The organism is Pseudoalteromonas sp. NGC95, assembly GCF_015864705.1.
Classification (GTDB): Bacteria; Pseudomonadota; Gammaproteobacteria; order Enterobacterales; family Alteromonadaceae; genus Pseudoalteromonas; species Pseudoalteromonas arctica.
The window spans coordinates 1-10,915 of the sequence record NZ_JADYWR010000044.1; the positions used below are offsets into that span (position 1 = coordinate 1).

At 32.6% G+C, this 10,915-nt stretch carries 10 protein-coding genes; 2 read left to right on the forward strand and 8 right to left on the reverse strand.

Annotated features, from left to right (window positions below; genetic code table 11):
* A partial coding sequence (locus I6E70_RS20195; protein ID WP_231620155.1) for a Y-family DNA polymerase occupies nt 1-1,136 on the forward strand: 1,136 nt, incomplete at its 5' end.
* Between the two features lie 507 nt (nt 1,137-1,643).
* Here I6E70_RS20195 and I6E70_RS20200 read toward each other — a convergent pair.
* The 4 genes from I6E70_RS20200 to I6E70_RS20215 form a co-directional block, all read right to left on the reverse strand.
* Nucleotides 1,644-3,254 (reverse strand): RNA-directed DNA polymerase, encoded by a 1,611-nt coding sequence (locus I6E70_RS20200; RefSeq protein WP_197189467.1) that lies wholly within the window; start codon nt 3,252-3,254, stop codon nt 1,644-1,646.
* 167 nt (nt 3,255-3,421) lie between these two features.
* On the reverse strand, nt 3,422-3,994 hold the full coding sequence (locus I6E70_RS20205) for a hypothetical protein (RefSeq protein WP_197189468.1): 573 nt from the start codon (nt 3,992-3,994) through the stop codon (nt 3,422-3,424).
* A gap of 174 nt (nt 3,995-4,168) precedes the next feature.
* Nucleotides 4,169-4,324 carry a hypothetical protein gene (locus I6E70_RS20210; RefSeq protein WP_197189469.1) on the reverse strand — a complete coding sequence of 52 codons (156 nt, stop codon included), beginning with the start codon at nt 4,322-4,324 and terminating at the stop codon, nt 4,169-4,171.
* Nucleotides 4,325-4,662: 338 nt separating this feature from the next.
* Nucleotides 4,663-6,045: a hypothetical protein gene (locus I6E70_RS20215; RefSeq protein ID WP_197189470.1), complete on the reverse strand. Its 1,383-nt coding sequence runs from the start codon at nt 6,043-6,045 to the stop codon at nt 4,663-4,665.
* Nucleotides 6,046-6,169: 124 nt separating this feature from the next.
* Here I6E70_RS20215 and I6E70_RS20220 point away from each other — a divergent pair, with 124 nt between their 5' ends.
* Complete coding sequence (locus I6E70_RS20220) at nt 6,170-6,382, forward strand: helix-turn-helix domain-containing protein (protein ID WP_197189471.1); 213 nt, start codon at nt 6,170-6,172, stop codon at nt 6,380-6,382.
* A gap of 1,237 nt (nt 6,383-7,619) precedes the next feature.
* On the opposite strand, the gene I6E70_RS20225 is transcribed toward I6E70_RS20220, so the two are convergent.
* From I6E70_RS20225 to I6E70_RS20240, 4 genes are all read right to left on the reverse strand, one after another.
* Nucleotides 7,620-8,012: an antitoxin Xre/MbcA/ParS toxin-binding domain-containing protein gene (locus I6E70_RS20225; protein ID WP_197189472.1), complete on the reverse strand. Its 393-nt coding sequence runs from the start codon at nt 8,010-8,012 to the stop codon at nt 7,620-7,622.
* Between the two features lie 320 nt (nt 8,013-8,332).
* The gene (locus I6E70_RS20230) at nt 8,333-9,694 is read right to left on the reverse strand and encodes a site-specific integrase (protein WP_231620156.1); all 1,362 of its coding nucleotides are present in this window, start codon (nt 9,692-9,694) and stop codon (nt 8,333-8,335) included.
* Entirely contained in the window at nt 9,694-10,224 is a 531-nt protein-coding gene (locus I6E70_RS20235; RefSeq protein ID WP_197189473.1) for a hypothetical protein, read from the reverse strand. The genes I6E70_RS20230 and I6E70_RS20235 overlap by 1 nt, the downstream gene beginning before the upstream one ends.
* A gap of 2 nt (nt 10,225-10,226) precedes the next feature.
* Nucleotides 10,227-10,667 (reverse strand): hypothetical protein, encoded by a 441-nt coding sequence (locus I6E70_RS20240; RefSeq protein ID WP_197189474.1) that lies wholly within the window; start codon nt 10,665-10,667, stop codon nt 10,227-10,229.
* Nucleotides 10,668-10,915 lie beyond the last annotated feature (248 nt).

Genomic DNA, 10,915 nt, shown 5'->3' on the forward strand with positions numbered 1-10,915 from the left:
CTATTGCGAGAAAGCTTAACATCCCTAAGTTCGAGCCTTACTTTAAAATAAAACCCTATTTAGAGCAGCATAATGTCGTTGTGCGCTCATCGAATTATGAACTCTACGCTGATTTGAGTGAGAGAATGATGACAGTCATCAACCGTTTTTGTGATGACCATTATGTTTATAGTATTGATGAGTCATTTTTACGTTTCACTGGTTTTTCTAAAATCATTAACGACTGGGCTGACTACGGACACATAATACGCCGGGCTGTATGGCGTGAGACAGGACTGCCCGTTGGGGTAGGCTTTGGCACTACGCCAACATTAGCTAAAGCAGCCAATCATGCAGCAAAAAAACTGTCAGGCTATAACGGGGTTGCTGTTATTAATGATGATATATCACGCCAAGAAGTACTTATGCGTATGGATGTTACCGATGTCTGGGGTATTGGTTCTCGACTCGGTAGGAAACTCAAGGTGATGGGAATTAAAAGTGCATGGGATTTAGCGAATCAAAACCCAAAAGCAATGCGACGTATTTTTAGCGTTGTTGTTGAGAGGACTGTAAGTGAACTCAATGGCATCGCTTGTTTGAGCTGGGATGAAGTAAAACAGGATAAAAAAGAAATCTACTCTACAAGAAGTTTCGGGGAAAGAGTGAGTGATTTAAATGCATTAAAATCAGCCCTCGTAACACACGCAGCGATTGTTGGTCGTAAGCTTAGGAAACAACAGTCATTAGCAAAACGACTCGTTATATTCGCTGCAAGCTCGCCACACGATGACATGTATTATAAAAAGTCTTTGCTCTATGATTTTCCTATACCTACATCTGATACCAATGTCATAGCCAATGCTGTTTCAGATGTTATTAATGATATTTTTAAACCTAACACCCGCTTTTATCGCTGCGGTATTGGCGCAATAGAATTAGAAAGTGAGTTATTTCAACAAGCAGATATGTTTGCTGTGAGTAAAAATAATCCAGAAGTAATGGCATGCTTGGATGCTATAAATAAACGTTATGGGGTAGGCACTTTATCTTTAGGAAGTGAAAAGCTGACACAGTCATGGACTATGAAACGTGCTTTTTTATCGCCTCATTACACAACCCGCTGGTCAGATATTCCAATTATAAATTGTAATTGAATGGGTCATATCAATTATATTTAATGTAATAATTTCGTATGAAAATCATATTTTCAGCCCCAAAACCATCAACTTCAGTAGAGGGCTATCATCAAACCTATGAACACCAAATAAATTTAGCAACTTTGCTCACGCTTTCTTTTACAACGCTTCAGCGTTGAATCAGGAAAAGATTCAGGGGTCATATTAACAGTGAGATGAAAGTTAGTGTATAAAACCATCAGGTTTTCAAGTGCATCTTGTTCTTCTGCATTTAACTCTGTATTTGGTCTAGGTCCATCATCTTGAGGTACAAAACGCGAGTTAACTTAGCTATAAGGAAGTGTTTGCCAGAGATTTATTTAAATCGTTTATCTGGGCAACTAGGGTTTTGACAATACCCAGCTGAAGATGCGAACAGCCTTTTTGAGTATGTACATTAGGAAGAGCTTCCCCCCTAGCATTAGCCATAATTATTTCCTTATTAATTCAACTGATTTTGACCATATTAATAACTTATATCTGAATTTAGAAGAGACTCCTTTCTAGAGGGATATCTCTATGGACAAAATACCGTAGCTCTTCAGCAGTTAGCCTATTAAGAGTCTTATAATTACTCTTAGGATCATGTTGGTCAATGAGGTCTGTAGAGTAAAACTCAACATTATTGTTAGCTAAAGTTGAGAAACCATCAGCTTCAATTAGGTAATTACTACCATCTTGAGAAGGTAACCAACCCTTTCTAAGAGCTTCATATGCCAAAATCCAATTTCCAGTTTTTAATTCATCTTTGTTCATTAAACTTTCCCAAAGGGGAAAGCTATAGCTTGATGATATTAAATTTCTATCTCTTGCGTCTAAAGTCAACAATGCAATAAATGGATTTTCAACTATTTTTAGCTCCAATAATACTTCATCATCAAAACTTTGGGATAGTAAAATCATTCCGAATATTGACCAACAAACTTCACTTGTGTGTCCCTGTCTACAGTTTTGAATAATAATAAACTGTAAGGTTCTCTTAACTTCGGGTAAGTCAACATTGACACCTGCTGATTTATAAAAAGCTATAAAATCTATGACGATTGGTAAAGTTGAAGGCTCTGCTGCTGCCCATTGTAATAATATTCGTTGGTATAAATCATAGTTATTTGCTCTAACAATATGTGATGAGGTGCGAATTACTGCATACTTTAAGATAGGTTCACTGGGCTCTTTTTCCAAAAAGCTCATTGTTAGATCAAAAAATGATATTAATGAGTTTTTTTGAACAGTATCCGTGGACATATTAATTTGAGCTTTCTGCAACTCATGAAGCCATTTTGGGTCTATTTGTTCTGGGAGTTTAGTGATTTGTGTTTTAGACGAGTTCAACTCTAGTTCGTAGAATGAAAGAACTTCTTGTAGCACAGAAAGAATTTCTTCTGCTTCTTGTAGCGTTTTACACCCGAACTCAAAATCATCAATGTACCTATGGTAATTATTACCAATTTTAGTAACCAACTTCATATCAATTTCTGACATAATTAATTCAGCAAGTGCATACGATGTATCACTTCCAATTGGTACTCCTTTAGTCTGCTGATCCTGACCATTTCGGAGAATCAAGTCTATTTTATTACCTAAGTTATTTCGAAAAAAGCGATGTTGTTTGGCTACTGCTTTTGTATGAATTGCCCACGGAATGCTATGGGTATAAATTGTAGAATAAAAATTAGCAATGTCCGCTTTCAGTATATATCTAGAAGCAGTTCTAGTTTTTAGCTTTTCGTCAGGAAGAGTACCAAAACCTTTATCCCACTTTAGAGCCCTAGAATGATTATCAGCAACAGGTTTACTTAAAGATTGATTTGAACGCCCGTAGACTAATTCAAAATCAGCCCAATTGTTAGCTAACAATTGGGCTAGATGAAAGTAATTTACTGGGTTTGGAACAGATAAAGGTCGTCTTAACTTACCTCTTCGGGCTAAATTATATTTCACACAGCTACTGATATATTTAGGTCCATTATTACCATATTTAAATGGGCGATCATTTTGATTCATCTGAATTAATAAAGCATCACCATAACTTTCGGTAGTAAATGGAACTGGTAATTCAGCTGGGAAATATCCTTTCTTTAATAAGTTTTCTAACATATTGATTCCTTGTTGGCTAACAGCTTGAATATAGACTTGATATATTTTTATTTAATAATACGCCTATTATATAGGTTTCATTAATAGCAGATAGTATAGTTATTATCACCTATAAATATTACTAGGCTATATGTAAAGTTCGATTTTTGAGCTTATATATTTGTTTTTTAATTCATGTAAGATTTAGAAAAAATGGTCTCATTTTCATTTATATTATTTACGAAGGGTTTAATAAGTTCAGCTTCTTCAATTGAAAAACCACATCTCAATAGCCAAATTTCAACTTCATCATTTGTCCCATATTTAAAATAATTAACCATCATATGGGTTCTGGGATCACCTTTTTTTATAAAATACTGATAAAAAGCTGGCGTATATAAATCAGATAAAGAGAAAGATATGACTTTATCTAGAAAGTCATAAGTATCATAAACGATTAAGTCATAATTCAAGCTTTTCATTGTTTTACCTCGAAACTTAGAGGGTAATGGTGATTTTAATTCTGAATTAGGTAAAGAATGTGGGATAGCAGAATAAGTAATAGGTAACTCATCAATCTTTCTTTGAACCTCGGTCGGTATCAGCTCTCCTGTTTTTTCTTTTTTCCGAAGTTGTTTCTGCTCATTTTGATTAGTTAAGTAACTATAACGAAAACCTAGCAACTCCTTAAACGTTTTTCCTTGTAAATGCCATAATAAAATCGTAACAGAAGCAGACAAAACAGTTTTTTTCTCCTGCATATAATTTTCTACCAAGTGATAGCTCAAATATATCTGCTAGGGAATATTTCAATTTTTTCTTTCGTGATTTAGTTAATTCACGGCAGTGTTCGCCTGTCATTACCTTTCCATTTACAAATAGAAAGTCTAAAGTGTTTTTTATACTTCTTTGAGCTTTTAGAGAGTTAAGTCTATCTATTTTTGAGTTAGGTAGACCATACTATTCATTAATAGAATCATTTTTAATGGCATCAATAAATCTTTTAAATCATCAGAGACACCACTTAAATCTTGGTCTAATTGAGACTCAACATCGTGTGCTTCTACCTTCTCGTGGTAAGTTACTTTCATTAATAATCCTTTATAAATGGATTGAAAAGTTAGCGCTGGAGAAGTAATACTTTGATACTGTAAAATACAACATGTTCCTATTGAGATTACAGTTAGATCTCTACTGTATGTAGTTTTAACAAATTACTTAAGCTATTACTAATTATAAGTTTCATAGTATTAGCCAAAGCTCTATATAAAGTTCATTTTGTGCTCAAGAAATAGTAGCTGTTAGTTGAAGTTGGCTTCCAGATTCTGAAACTGCTTATAGGGGAGATGATAAAAATTAAAATTTTTTTCATACTGTTCGTTTTTAAATTTCATTTTTCCTATAATATTTTGAATGTATATAGTTTTAGTTAATAATTTGATGTAATAATTTCAAAGTTCCAATCGATAATACCATTCAAATTTCTTTTAAAAGGTAAAGGTTCACTAAAGGCATGTTGAGAATAACTGGATTTTTCTAAAATAGATCTCTTTATCTCGGGAGTACTTTCTTCCCACCACTTAGGGGAAAAAAAGGGCTCTTTACACGCAACAATCGCTAACTCAAATAAAGCATCTTCAATAGAATCCTTATTTTCTACTAGCTCACTTAAACTAGAGATGAAATCATTGCAAGCTTCGCTATTTTCTTTATGCCAAGCAATTACATAGATCCAACCCGGAAATGTAGGAATTGATATAATACTTAACATCGAGTTATGTTGATTTATAGTATCTTTTAATGGATTACCAAAATAATCATAATTAGGTTTATATAGTCCTGAAAATGCCATGTTTGGATCTTTTTTTGACCTAAATAAGACGCATCTTATATCTGAAAAATTTTGCTTCTGTAGAGAATTATCATAAAAACTTTTAATAGTGTATAAGCATTCCAAATCAATTAGAGTACTGTTAATTAGATAATTCAAGGAAGTATGATCTAAATTATCTCTAGTTTTATAATTATGATCATATATATAGAAAGATAGTGCTTGTTTCTTATTGTATATTTCGTTAGAAACTAATTTGTATGCACTTAAAAATATCTGCTGTTCTGACAGTACCTGTTTGGTGTCACCTAAGCTATCGAATAACTCAATATTATGTTTATCACAAAAAAAATTTTGTTCCGTATGTGTATGGGTTTCATCTAACTTGCAGATGTCTACTAGATGATCTTTCGTAATTTTATAAATATATCTGTTATCTGAAATGGCTAAAAGTGAAGGTTTTATTTGTTTTCTATTTTTTTCTGCAATTTCATCGCAATACTCAGTCCCATCAGAATATAAACAGGAGCTGCTTTGCATTAAGCTATCTATATTTCTTGTGATTTCATTTGAATTAGACTTATTTGCAGCCAAGTAATTTATATTTTTTAAGCTAAATATTTCTTTCAGTTTTTGATTCGGTAGACTAGAGAAAGATGTCAATATTGGTTGTAATTTATTGATAGAGAACAGGTGCTTAAAAGATTCGTCAAAATTATAATTGTATATTTTACAGTCAAATATATCAGTTTTGGAGTATAAGGATATTTCATTAACTTTTAGAATAGACTCTACAATCCAGCCTTGACGAACTAGCTTATTTAGCTCAGTTTCTACAAATACTTGTACATGGTCAGGGTTCAAAATCCCATCACGTGAATCAGCTATACAAGCGGTCTGAAGTGTACTCACCGAAAAATAGTTTATATTAGGCATAGATATTACACGAATAAAACTACCCATTAATTTGTACATATCCATAGTTAAACCCTTTAATACTGATTAAAACCAATATATCGCTTATATGCAATTTTATGTGGATTATATGCAATCGCTCATGGCAAAGCAATGTGGGATATTGATGATTTTATTCCAGAGATTTGTAATGGAACAGTTTTCAGTAGCTATAGGTAAAAATATCAAAGTCATGAGAGCACGTAGGGAGGTTAGTCAGGCTGAATTAGCATTCAAAGCTGGACTAAATCAGAGCTATTTGAGTAGAGTTGAAAACGGGAGTGTGAATATTACAGTTCTAAAGCTGAAAACAGTCTCGGATGCGCTGCAATGTAATATTCGGGAGCTTTTACCAGAAATATAAATTTCTGGTCACATTGCCTATACGACTATCTTTTAATCATAAAGCGTGTTTATGGTATTAAGCTGTAACTAGGAAGAATTACATCTATATGTTTAAAACCAAATAATTGTGCGATGCCTACCTCCCCAAATGCGGGTATCATTTTGAGATTGGTAAACCATTGGCATATCGATTTCATCGGATGCAATAGTTCTTTTTATTAGATCATACCGTTTTGCATGAAGGTGTAAAAAGTGTCTTTATTTTTATGTGAAGACTAATCATCTTTTTATTACAAAAGTATTTATCTGTTTGAATAAAAAAGTATAGTGAGGGAAACTACTTACTACATTTTAGGATTTTCAAGGGTTCAATAAAAGTATAAATCTAATAATTTATTTTGAGGAGTAACATTTAAAAATTCATTTTTCTCAATCTCATCAAAAAAGTATCTACTGAAATGTTTAATCTCGTTAATATCATCCAGACTTTACTTCTAAGCTTTTGTATCGCTATTCAGAATTTTCGTCATACAAAAGCCGCACAAATAATTATTTATTATGTTTAAAAGGCACATATAATAACGCTTTCTTCCAATAAATAGTCAATTCCCTTTGTACCATAAATAAGGTAGCTGCTATAGCCCGTGTTACTGGGTTTAATTTCTGTTGCTTAGATTAATTAATTCTAGTCATGATAAACGTTCTTAGAGCGACAGACAGTACCCGGTTTTTTACATCGATTGCATGAGGCCGACGCTTGATTAACGTTGTTTTGAAATGGTGCGAATGCAGCATAGTCGTGAAATTCGTGCTTACATAATGTCTTACCAAATAATTTATAGAAAATAGTAATAGTTTTATTTTTCAGTGATTTTACTAATGAATACAGGAAAGGTATAATTATATATCTAACAAAAATAATAAATATTCCAAACAAAAAAATATCAATGAGCAGGCGATAATTGCTTACAAATTCAGAGATGTTAATTAACATACTAGGATTCCAATATTAATAAACTATTGTTATAATTATATCATAATTTAATAAATTGAATAAAAAAGTAAAAATATTTTTACTTTAAAGTACGTAAAATTGAAATCCTTCAATAGCTATACTCACCAGCTTTCTACATAATAGTAAAGAGCATAAAGAATCTCTTTTCTATAGACTTTTACGTATTTCTTAAATCAATATATCGAGCATTTTAGTTGTTTTTACTCCAATACCAAAGACTCATGGGGTTAGACAGTTACAGTCAAAAGCCAAATTGCCTATCTACATACTTTCGAACTTCCTCTAACTGTTCAATCTCACCATTTAGCATAAACTCTAGAGCTGACAATTGGTTAAACTTTTTGTTAGGTTTATTTATCCAGGAGTCAGCCTGCGAGCGTTTATTGAATATTAGACCTAGCCCTTTGTAGATACCTAAAATATATGAAATTCTTATAAGAACTTCATCACTGATATTTTCCACTTTGTTTTGTAGCCATTCCTGAAATAGACTTTCTTGAGGGCTTCCTAAAAGTATAATCTGTTGGCTATGCTCCAAGTTCCATTTATCCATAATACGAAAGAATACACTCAATGTAACTTGATAAGCCCTTTTTGGATCTTGTTGAAATATATCATTAGTATAATTCCTCATATAAATTCCCATGTAGTTTAAAGTCTATCGGCTTCTAATATTGAGCATACACCTGATGTTTAAAGACAGTGAGGCATACTAAACAGTAATTGAAGTGAATTAAAAATTAGCAAGGATAATATAGCTGGGTTACTTAAACTATAAAATAAAATTGCTAAACTTTTTATTAGGGTGACACATTGTTTGGTTTGTCAGAGAACGATGTTCAACTTAGTCAATGATTGAACTCCTAAATTTCACTTGTAAGAAAGTTAACTCTGCACCAATTTAGTTACTAATTTTTTAATAAAACAATTTCAATCTGTGGTTAGAAAATAGTTTTAAAGCGAATCAAATTTTTTAAATTCATTTAATGTTGATAAAAGGGATGCTAGTGCTTCTGTTTCATTTATTTTTTTTGAATTTAATAACTTTGAAGTCATAAGCATTTTCTTTATACGAATTCTTATTTGAGTAGAAGCATTAATTAGCTCGCTACTGATAATCTCGTTTTTAATATTGTATTCGGATGCTAGGTGCACATAATGGGATAATGTGGAATTGGAAGCATGCATTGTTACTTTTCTACATGCTGTTGCAGCAATATTCAAAATGTTAGAGAAACTCCCAGAGGAGGATAACTGTTTAATTGCTTTAGCAATATGAAGAGTGATAAATCTATGGCGAAAAGAATGATTACTCAAGTGACTCAAAGCATTTTTATATTTACTATGGTTAATTACTTTCTTAGCATAGTTTTTTAAATATGATGGCTTCAGTTGAGTGCCTGTATTTGAATCAACAAATATCGAATCATGATCCATTTTAGTAAATTTCTTTTCAATAGCGCTTATGTGTAAAAGGATAACTTGAATATCTTCTGATGTAGTTTGGACGCTACGTTTGTGTCCTTTATATTTTCCTTTTTTGATCGGGATATTACGTATTATTGGCATTTTTTCATTTTCAAATAACGAAGACGCAGCTTCTTTGATCATTGTTCTTGTTACTTGATGTACTTCACTTATTCTGGAGCCTGTAATTTCTAGTAATGTTGTAAATGCTTCCCAACGACTAATTAAAAAGTTATCTAGAGTTGGGTGATAAGTGGTACAGTTTATAGCGTCAAGCCACATAATTAATTCATGGTCACGAACATATTCAGGTTCTGACGCAATATGAATTAATCCATTTAAAGAGTCATGATGTAAATATTTTTTTTCTATCGAACCATTTTTATATTTTTTTATTTCGATATGGACATTAAATTTTCTTAATGAGTCCGGTTCCGTTGTTGCCAAATTAAGAAGAGGGTATATTTTATTAAGGTGCTGGATATATTCAAGAGCGGTTCTTCCGTGTTTTTGTATAGTATCGTCGAAAACACCTCTGCTCTTTAGCAATTCCACGTATTTATAAAGAGTGGCATTGTTTATTTCATGTAATTTTATTTTTTCATCTTCTAGTAAATTACAAAAAATGTTTAAGCTATACGCTTTCTTGACTACGGTGTCTGCAATAGGGCGGACATTATACATTTGTGGTCCGCCGCTATATTCAGTGAGAAATGAGTTGGCATCCCAATCAAAAGAACCTCCTTTTTTTAGAATTATGGGTAACGGCGAACCATTGATTTGATCTCTTTTTCTACTCGTTGTAAGGAAAGATAAATCGGGCTGTTTCGCAATTATTACAGTAGACACTATCGAATACTCCAGACTCGTTTCTTCCCAAGCGTTTCGGCTTGTGTACGTATTAATCTTCTATATGAATCATCAACTAATTTATCTTCACGACTCTCTTCCAGAAGCTGCATATAACACCTATAAACTTCAGCAAGTGCTACACGTAATTCGTCATTCTCGGTTTTTAATTTATTAACTTCATTTTCAGAGATAATACTTTTAGTGAGTTTTTGATTTCCCATTTTGAGGTTAGTGGAAAGCCTTTCGTTAGCTCTTTCAATAGACTTTATTAAGGTCTCTAAAATTATTTTGTTATGTTCTGCGTGAGCTGAGTTTCGAGAATTACGTGTGATCTTTAGGGTGCTATCATTCCACTTATGAACTAATGATTGCGAAATAAAATCACTTTTCATTTCTAGGCTCTTAGGTATATCTTCATGGTAATTTATCTTATCAATAAGTTTGGCTTTGTGAGCTAGAGATTTTGAAATTGCATTTTTTCTATTAATAACTGACTTAGAAGTTTCACCTTGCTTAAACTTTGGCATAGCTACTGACCTTCTGTTTTAGTGAAGTAGAAAAAGATATCCTGTTCCTGAATTTTACGAAAACGTACCTGTTGACCAGTTTTTTTCTTATGCTTATCAATCAATTCAATTACCAAAGGCTCTAAAATAATAGAAATTTTAGTAGTTTTTCGTGCTTCTGCAATTATGTCTTTAATAGTATCGTCACTATTAATAGTTTTATTCAATGAAGCACCAATTTTTGCAATTGTTAACTCAGCTTCATGTATCCATTCGTCATCTGGGGATATTTCTGCGTAGTAAAATGTCTGTTCGAGGTTCGCGTGACCCATGAACCAAGATAACTCATCTAAACCTATACTATCGGAGAAGTTAAAATATATGACAGCAAATGACCTCCTAAATTGATGTGTTGTGGGATACCATCTTTTATCGTCGATTAATGGCGATTCTATCCAATCCATAAACATATCTAATGAGGCGAGTATGTAGTCTTTACCTAAAGATGAAGTGAGTGTTCTTCCGCCATCCTTACGAGATGCACTGATAGAACGATATGATAAAGCAGCCCCAAATAGAAATAATTCACTATGTAGTGGTCAATAAAATTTGGCCACAGTTTTAGAGTCTTTGTATCTAATCTCAGATTCATTTGGCGCTAAACCAGCATTATAATGATGCGGTCTAACGTTGTTGTAATATCCGTTGATAT

Excerpts from the sequence above, each read along its gene's own strand:
- I6E70_RS20200 (WP_197189467.1), bottom strand. The coding sequence starts at position 3,254 with ATGTTAGAAAACTTATTAAAGAAAGGATATTTCCCAGCTGAATTACCA.
- I6E70_RS20205 (WP_197189468.1), bottom strand. The coding sequence starts at position 3,994 with ATGCAGGAGAAAAAAACTGTTTTGTCTGCTTCTGTTACGATTTTATTA.
- I6E70_RS20210 (WP_197189469.1), bottom strand. The coding sequence starts at position 4,324 with ATGAAAGTAACTTACCACGAGAAGGTAGAAGCACACGATGTTGAGTCT.
- I6E70_RS20215 (WP_197189470.1), bottom strand. The coding sequence starts at position 6,045 with ATGGATATGTACAAATTAATGGGTAGTTTTATTCGTGTAATATCTATG.
- I6E70_RS20220 (WP_197189471.1), top strand. The coding sequence starts at position 6,170 with ATGGAACAGTTTTCAGTAGCTATAGGTAAAAATATCAAAGTCATGAGA.
- I6E70_RS20225 (WP_197189472.1), bottom strand. The coding sequence starts at position 8,012 with ATGAGGAATTATACTAATGATATATTTCAACAAGATCCAAAAAGGGCT.
- I6E70_RS20235 (WP_197189473.1), bottom strand. The coding sequence starts at position 10,224 with ATGCCAAAGTTTAAGCAAGGTGAAACTTCTAAGTCAGTTATTAATAGA.
- I6E70_RS20240 (WP_197189474.1), bottom strand. The coding sequence starts at position 10,667 with ATGGATTGGATAGAATCGCCATTAATCGACGATAAAAGATGGTATCCC.